The 19,718-nt window shown below is 62.3% G+C and carries 19 protein-coding genes; 13 read left to right on the top strand and 6 right to left on the bottom strand.

Annotated features, from left to right (window positions below):
- Positions 1-142 precede the first annotated feature (142 nt).
- Positions 143-466 carry a hypothetical protein gene (locus AC5J09_RS07065; protein WP_018099156.1) on the bottom strand — a complete coding sequence of 108 codons (324 nt, stop codon included), beginning with the start codon at positions 464-466 and terminating at the stop codon, positions 143-145.
- 174 nt (positions 467-640) lie between these two features.
- Here AC5J09_RS07065 and AC5J09_RS07070 point away from each other — a divergent pair, with 174 nt between their 5' ends.
- Entirely contained in the window at positions 641-1,006 is a 366-nt protein-coding gene (locus tag AC5J09_RS07070; protein WP_100670321.1) for an ArsR/SmtB family transcription factor, read from the top strand.
- A 1-nt stretch (position 1,007) separates the two neighbouring features.
- A complete protein-coding gene (gene arsK / locus AC5J09_RS07075; protein ID WP_494297224.1) occupies positions 1,008-2,213 on the top strand; it encodes an arsenite efflux MFS transporter ArsK in 1,206 nt (401 codons plus the stop codon).
- 39 nt (positions 2,214-2,252) lie between these two features.
- On the opposite strand, the gene AC5J09_RS07080 is transcribed toward arsK, so the two are convergent.
- The 3 genes from AC5J09_RS07080 to AC5J09_RS07090 all read right to left on the bottom strand — a co-directional run bounded on the left by AC5J09_RS07080 (position 2,253) and on the right by AC5J09_RS07090 (position 5,062).
- Positions 2,253-3,236 carry a L,D-transpeptidase family protein gene (locus tag AC5J09_RS07080; RefSeq protein ID WP_324763732.1) on the bottom strand — a complete coding sequence of 328 codons (984 nt, stop codon included), beginning with the start codon at positions 3,234-3,236 and terminating at the stop codon, positions 2,253-2,255.
- Between the two features lie 98 nt (positions 3,237-3,334).
- Complete coding sequence (locus AC5J09_RS07085) at positions 3,335-4,336, bottom strand: ABC transporter substrate-binding protein (RefSeq protein WP_494297225.1); 1,002 nt, start codon at positions 4,334-4,336, stop codon at positions 3,335-3,337.
- Positions 4,337-4,435: 99 nt separating this feature from the next.
- Positions 4,436-5,062 (bottom strand): TetR/AcrR family transcriptional regulator, encoded by a 627-nt coding sequence (locus tag AC5J09_RS07090; protein ID WP_018099161.1) that lies wholly within the window; start codon positions 5,060-5,062, stop codon positions 4,436-4,438.
- Between the two features lie 143 nt (positions 5,063-5,205).
- On the opposite strand from AC5J09_RS07090, the gene AC5J09_RS07095 reads away from it, so the two are divergent.
- On the top strand, positions 5,206-7,242 hold the full coding sequence (locus AC5J09_RS07095; RefSeq protein ID WP_379940772.1) for an oxidoreductase: 2,037 nt from the start codon (positions 5,206-5,208) through the stop codon (positions 7,240-7,242).
- A 259-nt stretch (positions 7,243-7,501) separates the two neighbouring features.
- Here the strand turns inward: AC5J09_RS07095 and AC5J09_RS07100 are convergent, their stop codons facing one another.
- A complete protein-coding gene (locus AC5J09_RS07100) occupies positions 7,502-7,774 on the bottom strand; it encodes an usg protein (protein ID WP_018099163.1) in 273 nt (90 codons plus the stop codon).
- Positions 7,775-8,054: 280 nt separating this feature from the next.
- Here AC5J09_RS07100 and groES point away from each other — a divergent pair, with 280 nt between their 5' ends.
- The gene (gene groES, locus AC5J09_RS07105) at positions 8,055-8,369 is read left to right on the top strand and encodes a co-chaperone GroES (RefSeq protein WP_026169069.1); all 315 of its coding nucleotides are present in this window, start codon (positions 8,055-8,057) and stop codon (positions 8,367-8,369) included.
- A gap of 46 nt (positions 8,370-8,415) precedes the next feature.
- Positions 8,416-10,044, top strand: a complete 1,629-nt coding sequence (gene groL, locus AC5J09_RS07110) for a chaperonin GroEL (RefSeq protein ID WP_324763729.1) — start codon at positions 8,416-8,418, stop codon at positions 10,042-10,044.
- Positions 10,045-10,241: 197 nt separating this feature from the next.
- On the opposite strand, the gene AC5J09_RS07115 is transcribed toward groL, so the two are convergent.
- On the bottom strand, positions 10,242-10,988 hold the full coding sequence (locus AC5J09_RS07115; RefSeq protein WP_018099166.1) for a DUF899 domain-containing protein: 747 nt from the start codon (positions 10,986-10,988) through the stop codon (positions 10,242-10,244).
- Positions 10,989-11,259: 271 nt separating this feature from the next.
- On the opposite strand from AC5J09_RS07115, the gene AC5J09_RS07120 reads away from it, so the two are divergent.
- The 8 genes from AC5J09_RS07120 to AC5J09_RS07155 all read left to right on the top strand — a co-directional run bounded on the left by AC5J09_RS07120 (position 11,260) and on the right by AC5J09_RS07155 (position 19,659).
- Complete coding sequence (locus AC5J09_RS07120) at positions 11,260-11,796, top strand: 3'-5' exonuclease (protein WP_324763728.1); 537 nt, start codon at positions 11,260-11,262, stop codon at positions 11,794-11,796.
- A 134-nt stretch (positions 11,797-11,930) separates the two neighbouring features.
- Positions 11,931-12,482 (top strand): Spy/CpxP family protein refolding chaperone, encoded by a 552-nt coding sequence (locus AC5J09_RS07125; RefSeq protein ID WP_494297227.1) that lies wholly within the window; start codon positions 11,931-11,933, stop codon positions 12,480-12,482.
- Positions 12,483-12,518: 36 nt separating this feature from the next.
- Positions 12,519-13,217, top strand: coding sequence for a response regulator (locus AC5J09_RS07130; protein WP_018099169.1), 699 nt, complete (start codon positions 12,519-12,521; stop codon positions 13,215-13,217).
- A 4-nt stretch (positions 13,218-13,221) separates the two neighbouring features.
- Entirely contained in the window at positions 13,222-14,484 is a 1,263-nt protein-coding gene (locus tag AC5J09_RS07135; RefSeq protein ID WP_324763726.1) for a sensor histidine kinase, read from the top strand.
- 660 nt (positions 14,485-15,144) lie between these two features.
- Positions 15,145-15,654, top strand: a complete 510-nt coding sequence (locus tag AC5J09_RS07140; protein ID WP_494297229.1) for a helix-turn-helix domain-containing protein — start codon at positions 15,145-15,147, stop codon at positions 15,652-15,654.
- A 185-nt stretch (positions 15,655-15,839) separates the two neighbouring features.
- The gene (locus tag AC5J09_RS07145) at positions 15,840-16,463 is read left to right on the top strand and encodes a (2Fe-2S)-binding protein (RefSeq protein WP_324763724.1); all 624 of its coding nucleotides are present in this window, start codon (positions 15,840-15,842) and stop codon (positions 16,461-16,463) included.
- Entirely contained in the window at positions 16,460-17,437 is a 978-nt protein-coding gene (locus AC5J09_RS07150) for an FAD binding domain-containing protein (protein ID WP_324763723.1), read from the top strand. Before AC5J09_RS07145 ends, AC5J09_RS07150 begins: the two co-directional genes overlap by 4 nt.
- Positions 17,434-19,659, top strand: coding sequence for a xanthine dehydrogenase family protein molybdopterin-binding subunit (locus AC5J09_RS07155; RefSeq protein ID WP_324763722.1), 2,226 nt, complete (start codon positions 17,434-17,436; stop codon positions 19,657-19,659). The genes AC5J09_RS07150 and AC5J09_RS07155 overlap by 4 nt, the downstream gene beginning before the upstream one ends.
- Positions 19,660-19,718: the final 59 nt, after the last annotated feature.

Consider the following 19,718-nt stretch of genomic DNA (forward strand, 5'->3'; position numbering starts at 1 on the left):
GCCGCTTCCCGCCAGCCGTTGCCCTCCATGCAAGGGTCGGCTGGCCGGCATTCATCTGCGACAGCGGCAAGCCAGCCGGGGTGCTGACATCGAACTTGCGCGCAGCCCTTATCATCCGGGCCGCCCCGAATGGCCGCTGGCTTCATTCGACGACGCAATCGTCAGCCTTCGCGGCGGCTGTCTGCTCGCCTGACTGCTGAGCTTCGGCATCCTGCTGCGACGTGGCGAGGTTCTCGTCTCCTCCGCCCTGTTGGTTAGCCAGAGGCATCGTCTGACCGTCCTTGCTCGCAGCATTGTTCCCGGTTTCCAGCGGGGCTTTGGTTCCGTCCTTTGCTATCCCCGGCTTTTCGGCATTGATGGAGGCGGTGGTGTCCGCCGAAGTACCATCTTTGCAGGCGGCCGTGGCTGTACCGGATGCGAGGCCCGCAATCGAAATTGCCGTAAGGATCGTAGCGAGTACCTTCATTGTAATCTCCTTTATCTCGGAAGCAGATGTGTGAAAACCAATCGGCAGGCCGATCGTTCCATCGCTTGCGCGGACCAGGGATTTAAAGCTCAGGAAGCGTGATCTCACTTCGGACTTGCCGATCCGCGTCAGGTCGGCTACGCATCAATTTGATTATTGTAGGAAGATTGAAATATGGAAGAGCGACAAGCCCGATCGTCCTTCGCCGCCCTGTCGCAGGAGACGCGCCTGGGAATTGTGAGAACACTCGTCGTTGCGGGGCCGGGGGGCATGGCTGCGGGCGCGATAGCAGAAAAGATGGGCGTCTCGCCCTCGAACGTCTCCTTCCACCTGAAGGAACTGGAACGGACCGGATTGATCGCGCAGAGGCGCGAATCACGCTCGATCGTCTACAGCGCCAGCTACGAAACCCTTGCCGATCTTGTGAAGTTCCTGATGGAGGACTGTTGTGTCGGACACGCCAGCGTACGTGCATCCTTGAACGGGCCCAAACCGTGTAGCGTGGCATCCTCCGGGCCGGCCGAAGGCGGGAACGGCTGATATGAAGTCCGGGATCCCCGCGGGCATCGTCGCCGCACTCGGCCTCACCCAGATCATCGGCTATGGCACGCTCTATTACAGCTTCAGCATTCTAGCGCCCGGAATGGCACGCGACCTCGGCCTGACCGCCGAGCAAGTGTTCGGCGTGTTTTCCGCTTCGCTGCTGGTGGGTGGCCTTTCGGCTCCTCTCGTTGGGGGATGGATGGATCGGTTCGGCGCCGCGACGATTATGACTTCCGGCTCGGCCGTCTCCGCTCTGGCTCTTTTGCTGTGCGCCTGGTCTCCCTCGACGGCCGTGTTCGCCATTGCCATAGTCCTCCTGGAAGTGGCCTCCGGCATGGTGCAATATCAGGCGGCCTTTGCGGCACTTGTGGAAATTCGCCCCAAGGCGGCTTCACGCAGCATCACCTATCTGACGTTGATCGGAGGCTTCGCTTCGACGATCTTCTGGCCGATTGCCGCAACCCTTGGAGAGTTTCTCTCGTGGCGCGAAATCTACATCGCTTATGCGGCGTTGAACCTGCTCGTCTGCCTCCCGCTGCATCGCTGGATCATGCGAAGCCGGACGTCTGCAGCGATCGAATCTGCCGGCCTGGACCGGGAAGCGATTGCCGGCGCGCTTCCGGCACAGGCCAGACGGCGTGGCATGCTTCTCGTATCGTTAGCCTTTGCCTTACAGGGATTCACGCTTTCCGCGATACTGACGCATATGGTTCCGATGCTGGGAACGATCGGCTTCGGTGCGGCAGCCGTGATGATCGGCTCGCTCTTCGGACCGTCGCAGGTTCTGAGCAGGCTCATCAACATGACGTTCGGCGCAAACTTGCTGCCGCCCATGCTCGCGACCCTGTCCGCCACGCTCATCGTAGCGGGTGTCGTCATCCTCGGTCTTTCCGGAACCTGGCTGCCCGGGGCTGTGGTCTTCGCGATCTGTCTCGGTCTCGGATCGGGCATCAACAGCATTGCGCAGGGATCGCTTCCGCTCTGGCTGTTCGGATCGGCCGGTTACGGTGCGATAACGGGAAGAATGGCCGCCGCACGGCTGGCGGCGGGCGCGATGGCACCCTTTGTCTTCTCCGTCCTGATGGAACGTTTCGGCACTGATGTCGCCTTGTTGGCCAATGCCGGCCTCGGCGCGGTCGGCATGGGCGCCTTCGTGGCGGTGGCATCGGCCGCCAAGCGTCGGCCGGATGCTCTCACTCTTTGACGCTGCGTTGCCTCAGCCGGGTTCGGAGTCGACTGAGGTTCAGTCGGTGAACTCGGCGACCACCCCCGGCTTGACCATCGCCGCCAGTTCCTCGGCGTCCCAGTTCGTCAGACGAACGCACCCGTGTGACTGGGCTTTATCGATCAAGGACGGTTCGGGCGTGCCGTGGATTCCATAGGTGGGCTCCGTCAGATCGATCCAGACGGTTCCCACCGGATTGTTGGGGCCTTTGGGAAGGGTCAGGGGCTTGTTGTTGTCGCCCTGCTTGAAGTTGACATCGGGGTCGTATTCGTAAGGGGGCATTCGCGCGACCCCCTTGACCTTGTGGATGCCCGTGGGGGAGGGGGTCCCTTCGCTGCCGATGGAGGCGGGATAGGCAGCGAGCGGCGAACCATCTTCGGCGAATGCCAGAACTTGCCCCGTTCGTTTGCGCACTTCTATCCTTTTGACCGCGCCTTCCTTCGCGGCGCCGGGCTTTGCAACCCAAACCGTCTCCCCGACGGCAAACGACGCACCTGGATTCAGCGCCTTCAGAAGGTCGACGTCCATGTGAAACCGTTCGGACAACCTCTCCTCGACGCTCGTATAGCCGAGGTGATCCATCTTGGCCTGCTTGGAATAGTCGTCGGGAATCTCATCGACGAGATCCTTGGCATCCTCTTTGGTGATGACATAGGACTGGATGACAGGCTGATCCTGCGAAAGCCGGCTGACGACTTCAGGGTCCAGCCTTCCATCGACGGGAAGACGTTGCATGGCCTCGAATCCCGCAACGGCCTTGGTTACATTCTCGCCGTAGTAGCCGTCGATTACCCCGGGAGAGGCCCCCGCGCGATCCAAGAGGATCTGGAGATGGACGATGGCGGGATCCGGGTGAGGCGGCTCTTTCGGCGGCCGTTCCGGTGCGATCGCGGCAATCGGCGCATTGTTGACGGCTTCCGGCTGAAGGTCTTCAGCGCTGGCGGTGGAATGGAGGCCCAATGACAGGGCGGTTGCGACAAGGATGATGTTCTTCATGAACATCAAATGGCCAGCCGGCCCGACTTGTTCCGCCCGCTGATTTCCTTGCCCTCGGCAGTGGATGCGGCGTGCCTCTTGCACGCCCCACGGGCGCAAGGCCGTCAGAGCGCCGCTTTTATCTTCTCGGCGGCTTCAGGCGAGACCCACTTCGACCACATGTCTTCGTTCTCTTCGAGGAAGCGCTTCGCACCTTCTTCACCGCTGGCCTGATTGTCGGTCATCCAGGCCATGAGCTGGCTGACGGTATCGTTGCTCCAGGAGCGCTTGGTCAGATAGTCCATGACCTCGGGACCGACCCGCTCGGAGAAGGGCTTGGCAACCAGCGTCACGATCGTGTCGACCGGCCATGCATTCGGCTTGGGGTCGGGGCAATCCGCTACGGTGTTGCAGCGCTTCCATTCGGCCGCGTCATGGGGCACGCCGGGGTCCAGCTTGACCATCTTGTATTTGCCGAGCAGGGCGGTAGGAGACCAGTAATAGGTAAGAAGACCCTCCTTGCGTTCATAGGCCTTGGCGATGGCCCCGTCCAGGCCGGCAGCAGAGCCGGTGTCGACCAGGGTGAAGCCCGCCTTCTCGCCGTCGAACGCGCTGAAAAGCTGCGTCGTCACCACCGTGCCGCCCCAGCCTTGCGGTCCGTTCAGGATCGCGCCCTTGCTGGGGTCCTCGGGGGCCGGAAAGAGCTCGGGGTGCTTCAGCGCGTCGCCGATCGTCTTGATGTCGGGGTGTGCGTCGGCGAGGTATTGGGGGATCCACCATCCCTGGACGCCGCCGTCGGGCAGCGGTGAGCCGACTGTGATGATACGACCGTCGTCCTGGCCCTTCTTGACGACATCGGGCAGGAGGTCGATCCACGCCTCCGGCGCGATATCGGGCTGGCCCTTTTCGGCCATGGAGGTGATCGTCGGCACGGTGTCGCCGATCGTGATCTCGGCACTGCAGCCGTAGCCTTCATTGAGAATGAACTTGTCCAGGTTGGAGAGGACCTCGGCACTCTGCCAGTTCATGCTGGCAATGGTGACGCTCCCGCACTCGGCGGCATTCGACGCCGATGCTCCTACGATGAGGCCAAGCATCAGACATGTCGACGCAAGCAGCTTTCTCATTACACTGTTCCCTCTTCTTTTTTTGCGGCGTCTTATCGGAAGAGCAGGGTGCCGCGTCTGCCCGCTCCTGCCTCGCTCGTTCTTTATCGCCCTCTATCGCTATCCGGAGTAGCCGTGCCGGGCGAAGAAGCGATCAAGCTCTCTCTGCTCCGGAGCTTGTCCGGTGAAGATCTCCACATATTCCGGAATGCGCTTCATCCGCACGGATACGTCTTCCTTCGTCTGCATCGAGATGTAGCCGATCTGCACGAGATAAATCGTGCGCGCACGCACATCGGCCCGCGCCTCGCCATGCCCGAACCGCAGGAACATGCGCGTGAGCGCGTCGAGTCGCTGCTGATCGGCGCTTTGGACTTCCGCAAGAATTTCAGGCGACTGCAGGGCCCAGCTTCGCACCGCGAACTCGAACTGAGAATCGAAGAGACCGCCATCAAGCCAGCAGTCGAAAACGTTGAGCATCGCTTCGGCAATCGTCTCGGCATAGGCCTCGGACTGTCTTACCAGATTGCCCGTGTTCTTTTCGCGCCAGCGCGAGACGAGCCTGTCGAGCAGTTCCTCGCGGTCCTTGAAAAACCAGTAAAAGCTCGTCCGCGACAGATTGAGCTTCTTCGCAAGCGGCTGGATCTTCACCGCATCAATGCCGGCATCGAGCAGGGATTCGTAGGCTGCTCCAAGCCAGACATCCGGGGAACCGCGCCAGCCGCTGTCGCTCGTGATGTGCTCCATCGTCGCTATTTAGCAGATCGACGGGTACCCCCGCAAGAAAAATGTACATCAGTGTCTCCGACCCTGACTTCAATGCCTGATTTGTTGACACATGTGTACATTTTCACTTACGCTGCCGCCACGTCCAAGCCGGAGCCCCGCAAATGCCGAACGATCCCCTCCTTCAACCGTACCAGCTGAAGCACCTGACGCTGCGCAACCGCATCATCGTAACGGCGCACGAGCCGGCCTATCCGGAGGACGGCATGCCGAAGGAGCGCTATCGCGCCTATACGGTGGAGCGCGCGCGGGGCGGCGTGGCGATGACGATGACCGCCGGTTCGGCGGCCGTCTCGAAGGACAGCCCGCCGGTCTTCAACAATCTGCTTGCCTACAAGGACGAGATCGTGCCTTGGATCAGGGAGATGACCGACGCCGTGCACGAGGAGGGGGCGGCGATCATGATCCAGCTCACTCATCTCGGCCGGCGCACGCGGTGGGACAAGGGAGACTGGCTCCCGGTCGTCGCTCCCTCGCATCATCGCGAAGCGGCGCATCGCGCCTTTCCCAAGAAGATCGAAGACTGGGACATCGACAGGATAATCAAGGATTTTGCCGATGCGGCCGAGCGCATGAAGGCCGGCGGCATGGACGGCGTCGAGCTCGAGGCCTACGGTCACCTCATCGACCAGTTCGCCTCGCCATTGACGAACGAACTCGATGGTCCTTACGGCGGCTCGCTCGACAACCGCATGCGCTTCTGTTTCGACGTTCTGAAGGCGATCCGGGCACGTGTCGGAGACGAGTTCATCCTGGGCGTGCGATACACGGCCGATGAATGCCTTCCCGGGGGGACGGACAAGGCGGAAGGTCTTGAGATCTCGAAACGTCTCAAGGGAAGCGGACTTATCGACTACCTGAACATCATTCGCGGCCATATCGATACCGACCCAGGACTGACGGATGTGATCCCTATTCAGGGCATGGCCAATTCGCCGCATCTGGACTTCGCCGGCGAGATCCGCGCAGCGACGAATTTCCCGACCTTCCATGCGGCGAAGATCCCCGACGTCGCGACCGCGCGCCATGCGATTGCGTCCGGCAAGGTCGACATGGTCGGGATGACCCGCGCCCACATGACCGACCCGCACATCGTCCGTAAGATCATCGAGAAGCGGGAGGACGACATTCGCCCCTGCGTAGGCGCGAACTACTGTCTGGACCGCATCTACCAGGGGGGCGCCGCCTATTGCATCCACAATGCTGCGACCGGACGCGAGCTGACGATGCCGCACAGCATCGCGAAGGCATACTGTCGCAGGAAAGTGGTCATCGTCGGGACCGGACCGGCCGGTCTCGAGGCGGCACGCGTGGCGGGGGAGCGTGGCCACGAGGTGGTTGTGTTCGAGGCGGCAAAAGATCCCGGCGGCCAGGTCCGCCTGACTGCGCAAAGCCCGCGCCGGCGGGAAATGATCAGCATCATCGACTGGCGCATGAGCCAGTGCGAAAAGCTGGGCGTCACCTTCCATTTCAATACATGGGCGGAAGCGGAGGCTATTCAGGCGGAAAATCCTGACGTCGTCATCATCGCCACCGGCGGGCTTCCGCATACGGAGGTGCTGTCGAGGGGCAACGAGCTGGTCGTGTCGGCGTGGGACATTATTTCCGGCGATGTGAAGCCGGGCACCAACGTCCTGATTTTCGATGACGCCGGCGACCACGCCGCTCTGCAGGCCGCCGAATTTCTCGCCAATGCCGGCGCAAGAGTGGAGATCATGACGCCCGACCGCTCCTTCGCGCCGGAGGTCATGGCGATGAACCTCGTGCCTTACATGCGTTCCCTGCAGAAGCTCGATGTGACCTTTACCGTCACCTACCGTCTGGAAGCGGTCGAAAAGAGCGGCAATCAACTGGTCGCCCATGTCGGCAGCGACTACGGGGGTATCTCCAAACAGCGGACCTTCGACCAGGTGGTCGTCAATCACGGAACCATCCCGCTCGACGATCTGTACTTCGAGCTGAAGCCCTCCTCCAGCAATCTGGGCGAGATCGCGCACGACCAGCTGATCGCCGGGGAACCGCAATCGGTCGTCCGCAACGCGGAGGGCAAGTTCCAGCTCTTCCGGATCGGCGATGCGGTCGCGGCGCGCAACACCCACGCCGCGATCTACGACGCCCTCCGCCTTCTCAAGGATATCTGACGCCAGGCAGATCCACCGGCGTGTTCGCACCTTGAGGCGGGGACTGGAATCTCTCCCTTGCCTCATCTGTGCTCGTCACAGGGATGAGAGCAGCGCCGCGTCCGCGGCGCGGGAAGCGTTCTTTCAGCCCAAGGACTTTGGTCTGGCTGGATTCCTGTGACAAGCACAGGAATGAGGAAACCAAACAAGCCGCGGCGGCTGTTCCAAATCTCAATAGGCCTTGGCGCGGGAGACGCAAGTGCCCTTTCAACGCCGGAAATCAGTGAATGTTGAATTCGCCATCCACCTGCCGCCACTCGTTCGGCCCGATCAACCGTTTGTGGGTGAACCGCACGGAGTGGAGCGGCCCGTCCAGATTGGTCTGCCAGAAATCGAGGAACTTTCGCATCTGGGGAAATTCCGGTGCGACGTCGTAATCCTGCCAGACATAGGTCTGCAGGACGGATTCGAAGTCGGGAATGCGGTAGAGGATATGCGCGGTCGTGAGACCGTAACCGTTGAGCTGGCGCTCGAGATCCGATGAAAATCGCATACTTCATCTCCGTTACATATCATTCGCCGGCTCCCCGCTGATCCTGCGAGGCCCCCGGCATGACCTTAACGTCACAACGAAAATTCAGGTTCCTTTCCAGTCTGTTAGCAGCCGCGTCGAAGCGCTGCTGATTTTTTTGCGGGGACCTCTTGAAATCCATTTTTTGCCCAACCAGATCAACCCGCGCGAAGTGCTCGAACGAGGCTTCGCACCCGTCCGGATTGGTCATCCGGTCCGGGATGGGGAACAAGATCATCAATGTTTGTCCATGGAGGAAAACATGGCGTTTCGACCGCTTCATGATCGTATTCTCGTCCGCCGCGTCGAGTCCGAAGAGAAGACCAAAGGCGGCATCATTATCCCCGACACTGCCAAGGAAAAGCCCCAGGAAGGCGAAGTCATCGCTGTAGGTCCTGGCGCGCGCAGCGAACAGGGTCAGATCCAGCCGCTCGACGTCAAGGTGGGCGATCGCATCCTGTTCGGCAAGTGGTCCGGCACCGAGATCAAGATAGATGGCGAAGATCTGCTGATCATGAAGGAAAGCGATGTCATGGGAATCATCGAGGCCCAGGCCGCCGAGAAGATAGCCGCCTGAAAATGCGAAGATACAGTCAACAAGCTGCCTTTTGAGGAGTGAAGAAATGGCTGCGAAGGAAGTCAAATTTCAGACCGACGCACGCGAGCGCATGCTGCGTGGTGTCGATGTGCTGGCCAATGCCGTAAAGGTAACCCTCGGCCCGAAGGGCCGTAACGTCGTCATCGACAAGTCGTTCGGTGCACCGCGGATCACCAAGGACGGCGTCTCCGTCGCCAAGGAAATCGAACTCGAGGACAAGTTCGAGAATATGGGCGCGCAGATGCTGCGCGAAGTCGCGTCCAAGACCAACGACCTTGCCGGGGACGGAACGACGACCGCGACCGTGCTCGCACAGGCAATCGTCCGGGAAGGTGCCAAGGCCGTCGCCTCCGGCATGAACCCGATGGACCTGAAGCGCGGCATCGATCTCGCAGTCGATGCGGTCGTGAAGGAATTGAAGAACAACGCCAGGAAGATCTCCAAGAATTCCGAGATCGCCCAGGTCGGCACCATTTCCGCGAATGGCGACACTGAGATCGGACGCTATCTTGCCGAGGCCATGGAGAAGGTCGGCAATGAAGGGGTGATCACGGTCGAGGAGGCCAAGACGGCCGAGACTGAACTCGAGGTCGTCGAGGGCATGCAGTTCGACCGCGGCTATCTCTCGCCCTATTTCATTACCAATCAGGACAAGATGCGCGTGGAACTGGAGGACCCCTATATCCTCATCCACGAAAAGAAGCTTTCGAACCTGCAGGCCATGCTGCCGGTGCTCGAAGCCGTCGTACAGTCCGGCAAACCGCTCCTCATCATCGCCGAGGATGTGGAAGGCGAGGCGCTCGCCACCCTCGTGGTCAACAAGCTGCGCGGCGGCCTCAAGGTTGCGGCCGTCAAGGCGCCCGGCTTCGGCGACCGCCGCAAGGCCATGCTGGAAGACATCGCCATCCTGACCGGCGGCACCGTCGTCTCGGAAGACCTCGGCATTAAGCTTGAAAGCGTCACGCTAAACATGCTCGGCCGGGCCAAGAAAGTCTCGATCGAAAAGGAGAACACCACCATCGTCGACGGTGCGGGTTCGAAGGCCGAGATCGAGGGCCGTACCACGCAGATCCGCGCCCAGATCGAGGAAACGACCTCCGACTACGATCGCGAGAAGCTGCAGGAGCGCCTTGCCAAGCTCGCCGGCGGCGTCGCGGTGATCCGCGTAGGCGGCTCTACCGAAGTCGAGGTGAAGGAAAAGAAGGACCGCGTCGACGACGCCTTGCATGCGACGCGGGCGGCAGTCGAGGAAGGGATCCTGCCCGGCGGTGGCGTCGCATTGCTGCGGGCGGTCAAGGCTCTCGACGGCCTTGAGACCGCCAACAACGATCAGCGCGTCGGGGTCGATCTCGTGCGCCGCGCTATCGAAGCCCCCGTTCGCCAGATTGCGGAAAACGCCGGAGCCGAGGGCTCTATCATCGTCGGCAAGCTGCGCGAGAAGGCGGAGTTCTCCTATGGCTGGAATGCCCAGACCAACGAATATGGCGATCTCTATGCCATGGGCGTCATCGACCCGGCCAAGGTCGTCCGCACCGCGCTTCAGGACGCAGCGTCGGTCGCCGGTCTTCTCGTTACGACCGAAGCCATGATCGCAGAAAAGCCCAAGAAGGAAGCCGCACCGGCGCTTCCGGCGGGCGGCGGCATGGACTTCTAAGCGATCGATCAGGCCCGCCCGAGCCCTCGGGGGCGGGCCTCCCTTCCGGGCGGAAACGTACTTTTCCTCAAACCGCTCGAACGTATCGGAGAACTGCAATCTCTCCTCTTCATCATCTCTGTCCTTGTCACGGAGATGAGAGCCGCGCCAACGTCTGCGGCGCGGGAAGCGTTCTTTCGGCCCAAGGTCGCCCCGATCTAGTCCTGGTTCCGGAACGCCGCCTCTCCGGCGTCCGACACCTCGACCCACTTCTTGTCCGGCTCGGCGTCTTTGACGTAGCTGTCGTGCCAGTTCCACCATTTGTAGGTCGGGGTCTGCGGATAGCCCTCGGGCGAATCCTCCCAGACTTCCTGCCGGCCGAGCGGCGTGATGTCGAGGTAATTCCACGTGCTGCCCATCTGCTCGTCGCCGCGATTGTTGATGAAGTAGGTACGGAAAACGCGGTCACCGTCGCGATAGAACACGTTCGTGCCGTGCCACTCGTCCACCCCGAAATCGGCGTCGAAGCTGTCTGTCACCGTAAACCACGGGATCTGCCATCCCATGCTCGCCTTCAGCCGGGCGATGTCCGCCTGGGGCGCCCGCGAGACGAAAACGAGAGTTGTGTCACGGGCGTTCAGGTGGGCGAGGTGCGCCACCTGATCGGCCACCATGGAGCAGCCTCTGCAGGCGTGGTCGGGCCAGCCGAAAACGCCCGGTTCAAAGAAGGCGCGGTAGACGATCAGCTGACGGCGACCGTCGAACAGGTCGACGAGGCTGACCTTCCCCGCGGGGCCTTCGAACGCATATTCCTTCTCTACAGCCATCCATGGCATCCGCCGGCGCTCGGCGGCCAGCGCGTCTCGCGCCCGGGTCAGTGCCTTTTCCTTGACGAGGAGCTGCTCGCGCGCAGCCTCCCAAGCCTGCGGCGGGACGACGGGTGGCGTGTGCATCGGTTTCGTCATGGCTCGGCACCTCCAGTTTGTGCGCTTTGGCAATCTGTACGCATTGGCGCCTCTTGAAGGCGCGATCCCGACCGCGCCATCGCCTGGCTGTCGGGCTCGAAGTAGTTTGGCACCGGAACGCCGATGGTGGGAGTAACAAGTGTGGCGCCATTCCATCGGAGCTGCTGGCGGCCGCGTGGCATTCCGACATATCGCGTGAGATTCCCTGGACATGTCGATCGAGCGGGACTGACCTAGATTACGTTGGTGCATTGGAAGAACGTGGCCGCGAATGATCGTATTCCTGGATTTCGAAGCATCGTCTCTGAACAAGAAAAGCTTCCCCATAGAGGTCGCCTGGGTCTTCCAGGACGGCCGCTCGCGTTCCTATCTGATACGACCGGCTCCGGAATGGATCGACTGGTCCGACGAAGCCGAGGAAGTCCATGGCATATCGAGGGAACTGCTTCGGGCGGAGGGGCTCCCCGTCGCGTTCATCGCCGAAGAAATGATCCGTGAGCTCGCCGGACACCAGCTCTATGCCAGCGCACCCTCCTGGGACGGCAAATGGCTGAGCGTGCTGTTGAGAGCCGCCGGGCTGCCAAGGCACGCTCTACGGCTGAAAAGGTCCGACGAGGCCTTCCTCGATGCGGCACGGCGCAAGATGGGCGAGAGGTTTTCGGATAAGGAGATATCGGACCTGGTCCTCGGCGTCATCGGCGCAACCGGGCCGTCGCCCGTCCATAGAGCGCTTCCCGATGCGCGCCTCGAGCTGGATCGATTGAGGCTGGTCGCCGAGGCGGCGGCGGAGCGTGCGGGATCGGTGTAGCTCGTGCTCGCGTCCTCCAGTTTACGGCGCAGCGGCGGCTTTACATTTCTTCACATTCGCCCAGAACGGTCGAAACGTTGTCGAGTTAGCTTTTCTCCAACGCAGCAGGTGCTGCGGAGCAAAGGAGACTGGTAATGGACAACGAAGACAAGAACCTGTCGGGCCCGGGCGCCGGCAAAGCCGTTTCGAAAGGATGGGGACGGCACGCGGCGATCGGCGGCCTCGCAGCCGTCGCGGCCGTCAGCGCGGTGGGATTTGCAGCCGCGCGCAGCGACGATTTCGGCTTCGGCATGGGCCGTTTCGGCATGGGCGGCCATGTAATGCAGGCGCATATGGGAGGTGGCGGCTTTATGGAACACCGGATCGGCACCATGCTCGACGAGCTCGATGCGACACCCGAACAGGAAGACAAGCTTTGGGACATCATCGATAATGCCCGCGCCGAGATCAGGCCGACTTTCCGGGACTTCCGCGAGACGCGCGAGGAGGTTATCGAACTCTTGGGCGCGCCGGGCATCGACCGGGCCGCCGCCGAGAAACTTCGCAGCGAACGCATTGCAGCCATTGACGATGCCTCACGCAAGATGACGACCGCGCTGCTCGACGCGGCCGAAGTGCTGACGCCGGAGCAGCGCGTCAAGCTCGTCAAGCATTTGAAAGAGCGCAGGGGCCACGGCCGGTGGTAAATATGAGTCGGGCAGAAGATTGAGCGGAGCGCAGGGATGGCGGAACGGGTCTTGATTGTTGACGACGACACGCGCCTGTCCGCCATGCTCTCCGACTATCTCTCCGGAAACGGCTACACCGTCGATACCGCGGCGACCGCCACGGCGGGCATCGCCGAGCTCGGGCGCCGCAACCCTGACGTCGTCATCCTCGACGTCATGCTGCCGGATTTCGACGGCTTCGAAACCTGCCGACGCATACGCGCGGTATCGGACGTCCCCATCCTGATGCTCACGGCCAAAGGCGAGGAGACGGATCGCATCGTCGGGCTGGAGCTCGGGGCTGACGATTATCTGCCCAAGCCCTTCAATCCGCGCGAGCTTCTGGCACGGCTGAAGGCTATTCTGCGCCGCCGAAACGGCAGCGCCGTGGTTGCGCGGTCCCTTCGCTTCGGACGGCTGGAGATCGATCCCGGTTCTCGCTCCGTCAGGATCGACGACCGCGAGTGTACGCTGACGAGCTACCAGTTCGACCTGCTTGTAGCGCTCGCCGAAAATCCCGGCCGCACGCTCTCGCGCGAACAGTTGATGGATGCGGTCAAGGGCGAGGAGCTGGATGCTTTCGACCGCTCGATCGACGTTCACATCTCGCGCATCAGGGCGGCCATCGAGAGCGATCCGAAACATCCGAAGCGCATCATAACAGTGCGCGGCGCCGGCTATGTCTTCGCCCGCTATCAGGACGATATGAGATAGAGCGATGCGCAGCCGGCTGTTCCTGAAAATCTACCTGACACTGCTCGCGAGCCTTGCTGCGGTTGCCGTCGCCAGCGCCGCATTCGTATGGCTCGGGCAGGGCGAGGAGGAATCCGGTTGGGAAAGCCAGCGCGCCCGGTTCGTCGCCGCGCTCATTCCGCCCGACATGGACAACCGGACCGTCGAGGCGACCATTGAGCGGTTTTCACGCACCTTCAATGCCGACATTGCCGTATTCGACCCGCGCGGCGGGCTGATCGCAAGCGCCGGTAGCCCGCTTCCGCGCGACATTCTCGACCAGACTTGGCGCCACGGCCCGGGCAATTTTCACACCATGGTGACCGAACTGCCCGACGGCCGTACCGTGGCTGCGCGCCTGGAACGGCCCCTGCGTCCCTCCGGCCGCAATCCGCTCGCCTACCTGGTTTTGATCGCCGGTGTCATCGGGCTGGCCGCCTATCCGATGGTGCGTCACCTGACTCGCCGGCTGGAGCGGCTGCGCGTGGGCGTGGATGCCTGGGGCAAGGGCGATCTAGTGGCTCGCGTGCCGGAAGACGGCAGCGACGAGGTGGCGGCGGTGGCCAAGAGCTTCAACAGAGCCGCCGACCATGTCGAGCGGCTGATCAAGTCGCACCGGGCGTTGCTCGCAAATGCGAGCCATGAATTGCGCTCGCCGCTTGCGCGCCTGCGCATGGCGATCGACCTCTATGAGCAGGCGCCGAACGAGGATCGTAAGCACGAAATCATCCGTAATCTTTCCGAGCTGGACACGCTGATCGAGGAGATCCTACTGGCAAGCAGACTGGACCACGTCGAGAACCTCGATGCGCTGGAGTCCGTCGACCTTCTGGCTCTCGTCTCGGAAGAAGGCGCGCGCAACGATGTCGAGGTTTCCGGAATGCCTGCGATCGTCGCAGGCGATGCTCGCCTGCTTCGCAGGCTCGTGCGCAACCTTCTGCAGAACGCGCTGCACCACGGCGGTCCACCTGTCACAGCCGCTGTCGCGCCGGCGGACGGTGCTGCGATCCTCAGGGTCCGCGATCACGGGCCCGGCATAGCGGATAGCGAGAGGCACCGCGTTTTCGAGCCATTCTACCGCCCTTCGGGACGGAGCGAGGCTGCGGGCGGCTGGGGTTTGGGACTGGCGCTGGTGCGCCAGATCGCCGAACGTCACGGCGGCGCCGTCCGCTACGAAGCTCCGCCGGACGGTGGCGCCTGCTTCGTCGTGACGCTGCCGGTGCAAAGCAGGCCTGCGAGGGATCGGTAAGGCGCCGGGGTCACCGCCGCGTGCAAACTTCGGAGAGGGGCAGGACACTCTTTTCGAAAGCTCGGGGCACCTCGACGCGGCAGTTGGAATGCGGCAAAGTGGCGATGCACGTTTATGTGCAAAATGGCGTCACGCTGACCCGTTAACCGCCTCGTGCAAGTACACGCTGCCGCCAATACAAGCCGTCACTTCACCAAACTGTATATTTTGCAAATATTCGAGCAATGCTAGCGTTCGCGAAGCTTGGGCCAGCTGTAGATTGAAGAAGAGGGGGCAGCGGTGGGGGGAGGTGCGCTTGCGGACACGATGGTTCACATTCGGCGTTTGCAGCGAGGCCTGGCGCCGCCTGTGGCCCCGGAGGCGTTTTCAGGCGACACGCGGCTGGTCGGCCGGTGGCGGAACCAGCCGTTCGAATATGATCTGCCGCCCCTGAGGGATCACGTCATCTCGGCCACCTATGCGGGCGCCGGTATCGCCTCGGCGAAAATTGACGGGAAGACCATTTCTGCTCCCGCAAGACCGGGCATGATAACGATAGGGGTGAGGGGACATGATGGCCGTTGGCGGGCGGACGGTTCCGTGGAGGTCTCGAATATCTTTCTGGGCCACAGCCGCCTTCACGCTTGTGCCGATCAGATCGGAAATGGCCGGGAGCCAGAGTTGGTCGACCGCGTGCACTTCGACGACCCGAAACTGTTCACGATTATGGCGCTGATCAACGACGAGATCGGTTCGGCAGACGCGATTTCGCACTTGTATATCGAGCAGCTCCTCGATCTTATGTGTCTGCAACTTCTCAGAGCTCACTCCGCAGCACCGGCGCCGATGGCGAATGGGCCTCGGCGCGGCCTTTCGGCTCGGCAAGTCAAGCGCGTGACGACCTATATGCGCGAGAATATCGCGGAGGACATCCGGCTTCAGGAACTGGCGGCACTCGTTAACCTGAGCCGCTTCCATTTCTGCACCGCATTCCGAGTGGCCACCGGGCAGACACCGTACGGATGGTTGACACGCCAGCGCATCGCCTATGCCAAATCGCTCCTGAGAGATAGATCGCTGCGGATCAGTGACGTCGCCCTGGTCGTAGGATACGAGACACAATCCGCTTTCGCTGCGAGCTTTCGAAAAGCGGTGGGGATTAGCCCGACCGAGTTTCGCCGTCGCCTCTGACATCTGTCACCACGAACTGCCTGGCAACGCCTTTGTCCGGGCCAGCACGTCGGCGGCTGGCGCCATCCTCGTCCGATCCCCAAACGATCACAGCAACATCGGAACAATTCCGAAAGACCGGAACAGTGAAGCCGCGGCGCACGTCCTATCCTCTATCGCCATTACTGAGCTGAAGGGGACCTTTCATGACTGACGAAACAGCAGACACGCATCCGCCAGGTCTTGCCATGTCACGCCGAGAAGCGCTTCAGGCAACCGCCGGAGCCGTGGCCTTTGCGGCGCTGCCGCTCCCAGCCGAGGCAGCTGCGGGTTCAACCGCAACGCCCGCGCCTGACACGCACACGCTGCCGTTGGAAGTGACCGTGAACGGTCGCGTCCATCAGCTGGTCGTCGATCCCCGCTTGTCGGTTCTGGATATGCTGAGAGAGAGGCTCTCTCTGACCGGCACCAAAAAGGGGTGCAACCAGGGTGCGTGCGGGGCCTGCACGGTGCTGATAGACGGCCGGCGCGTCAATGCCTGCCTGGCGCTCGCCGTCATGCATGACGGCGCGAAGATCACGACCATCGAGGGCGTCGCGGAAGGAGAGGCGCTGCATCCGCTGCAGGTGGCCTTCATCGAGCATGACGCCTTTCAATGCGGCTATTGCACATCGGGACAAATCATGTCGGGGCTCGGCTGCATCAGCGAGGGTCATGCGTCCTCGGCCGAGGAGATCAGCTACTGGATGAGCGGCAACATCTGTCGCTGCGGCGCCTATCCCGGGATCGTTGCGGCCGTCGCCCAGGCTGCCAAGGAGGATCGTACATGAGACCCTTCGACTTTCAACGGGCGGCCAGCGAGTCCGAAGCGATCGCCGCAGCCGCTGCCGGAGCCAGATATCTTGCCGGCGGGACGACCCTCGTCGACCTGATGCGCGAGGAGGTGGAGACGCCGGAAAAGATCGTGGACATCAACAGGCTGCCGCTGAATTACATCCGGGCTATGGATGAGGCGATCGTCATCGGCGCGCTGGCGCGCATGTCCGAGGTCGCCGCCAATCAGGACGTGCGCAGATTGCAGCCGCTCATTTCGGAAACGTTGACCGAGGGTGCATCGCCGCAGCTCCGCAACGTGGCGTCGATCGGCGGCAATCTGCTGCAGCGGGTCCGCTGTCCCTATTTCCGAATGCTGGACGCGCCTTGCAACAAGCGCGTACCGGGCTCGGGATGCTCGGCAATCGACGGCCTGAACGCCGGCCATGCAATTCTCGGCACCAGCGAGCACTGCGTCGCCACACATCCATCCGATCTGGCCGTTTCTCTCGTCGCGCTGGGCGCGACGCTCTCCTTGAAGGGGCCACGCGGCGAGCGAACCATTCCGGTAGAGGAGCTCTTCCGGCTTCCGGAGTCGACGCCTCATCTCGAGCACACGCTGGAACCAGGCGAACTCATCGTGGAGGTCCAGATCCCAAACGGCCCCTATGCGAGAAAGGCGCGCTACCTGAAGGTCAGGGACCGATCCTCCTACGAGTTTGCCCTCGTATCGGCGGCGGCGGCTCTTCATGTGGAGAACGGAACAATCCAAGAGGTCCGCATCGCTGCAGGGGGCGTGGGCACCCGCCCGTGGCGCATGAACGCTGTCGAGCAGGCGCTGGTGGGAAAACCCGCCGCTCGCGCCAGCTACGAGATCGCGGCGGCGATTTCGACCGAGGAGACGCGTCCTCTCTCCCACAACGGGTTCAAGGTGAAACTCCTTCCCGCAACGATCGTACGAGCACTCGAAATGGCAGGAGATGTGGCATGACGACGGCTATCGGTAAATCCTTGTCGCGCATCGAAGGCCGCCTGAAGGTCACTGGTCAGGCCACATACGCGGCCGAGTTCAACCAGGAAGGCCAAGCCCACGCGGTCATCGTGGGCAGTACTGTCGGGCTCGGCCGAATAGAATCGATTGACAGCGCAGCAGTCGAGAAAATGCCGGGCGTCGTGGCTGTCATAAGCCACATCAACGCGCAGCGGCTTGCCTACAACGAACACCGAGGGCCTATCGACCCGCCGGCGGGAGAACGGCTTCACGTGTTGCAGGGCTCCGAGGTACGCTTCTTCGGAGAACCGGTCGCCATCGTCGTCGCCGAAACGCTCGATCAGGCGGAGCATGCGGCCAACGCCCTCAAGGTCACCTACTCCGCCCGCCAGCCGCAGGTCGATGCACATGCCGGCGAGCGGGTCATCCCGGCCGTCGCGCGCCGGCCGGGTGCCCGGGCCGAAGCCGATCTCGCCCGCGGAGATGCCGACAAGGCGCTCGAAACCGCGGCCGTGAAGGTCGAGGCGGAATATGTCATCGCGCGTGAGAACCACAACCCGATGGAGCCGCACGCGACGATCGCCGCCTGGAACGGCGACAACCTGACGCTGTGGAGCAAAAGCCAGTTCGTCGTCAACGAGCAGGCGGAGATCGCCGCCATTTTCGGGCTTCCGCCGGAAAACGTGCAGGTGAACTGTCCGTTCATCGGCGGCGCGTTCGGCACCAGCCTGAGAACCTGGCCGCACGTCACCCTGGCGGCTCTGGCCGCGCGGCACGTCAACCGTCCGGTAAAGCTCGTGCTCACCCGCAAACAGATGTTCTTCGCAACGGGGCATCGGCCTTACACGCTACAGCGCATCGCCCTGGGGGCGCAGGCCGACGGCAAGCTCATCGGTATCGTCCACGAAGGGGCAGGGGAGACGAGTCGTTACGAGGAGTTCATGGAGGCGCTCACGTCCGTGACGAGCTTCATGTATTCCTGCCCGAACGTGCGCACGAGCTATCGTCTCATTCCCCTGGACGCCAGCACACCGACCTATATGCGGGGCCCCGGCGAGGCGAGCGGTATCCACGCGCTCGAATGTGCGATCGACGAACTGGCCTACAAGCTTCAGATGGATCCGATCGACTTGCGACGGATCAACGAGCCGCAGATCGACGAAGGGCGGCAGGTTCCGTTCTCCAGCCGATCGATGCTGAAATGCTACGATCTCGGAGCCGAGCGCTTTGGCTGGAGTCGCCGGACGCCCGAGCCGGGCTCGATGCGGGACGGGCGCCTTCTGATCGGTTATGGAATGGCCAACGCCTCTTATCCATGCCTGTTTGCCCCGGCAAACGCCCGAGTAAGACTTCTCCCCGACGGGACGGTGGAGGTGGAGGCGGCGGCAAGCGACATGGGGCCGGGCACCTACACCTCGATGACGCAGGTCGCCGCGGAATATCTGGGAATTCCCGTCGAGCGAATCAGGTTTTCTCTTGGCCGCTCCGATTTTCCGGCGACGCCGCCCCATGGTGGGTCGATGACCATGGCGTCTGTCGGCTCCGCGATCAGAGCCGCATGCCTCGATCTTCAGGCGAAGGCGGCCGTGCTTGCCGCAAAAGCCGGAGGCAATGCGGGGCTTGCCGGGCAATCGCCGGAAGCGCTGGAATGGCGCGATGGCATGCTGTTCGTGAAAGGCCGGTCCGATCGAGGCGTCACCTATGCCGAGCTCGTGTCCTATGGCGGGGAGAGCCCGCTCGTCGGGGAGGGGACTGCCGCCCGTGACGGCGAAACCGGACAGAAATATTCCATGCATTCATTCGGCGCGGTCTTCGCCGAAGTTGCCATCGATCCCGACGTGAAGACGATCAAGGTCAGGCGAGCCCTTGGCGCCTACGGAGTGGGCCGGGTCGTCAACCCGAAGCTTGCGACGAGCCAGTGTATCGGAGGCATGATCGGCGGCATCGGCATGGCCATCATGGAACGAACGGTGCTCGACAGGCGCAACGGGCGTCCGATCAATGCGCACATGGCCGATTATCTCGTCCCGGTGAACCTCGATACGCCGCACATCGAAGCCCACTTCGTCGATGAGGAAGACACGATCGTCAACCCGCTGGGGGTAAAGGGGCTCGGTGAAATCGCGCTTGTGGGAATGTCGGCGGCGGTTTCGAACGCCATTCATCACGCAACCGGAAGGCGGGTGCATGAACTGCCGATCATGATCGAGAGCCTGCTGTAGAATGTAGCCGCTTTCCTCTCCTCATTCCTGTGCGCGTCACAGGAATGAGGGTCGCCGCT

This window comes from Sinorhizobium sp. (assembly GCF_059070375.1).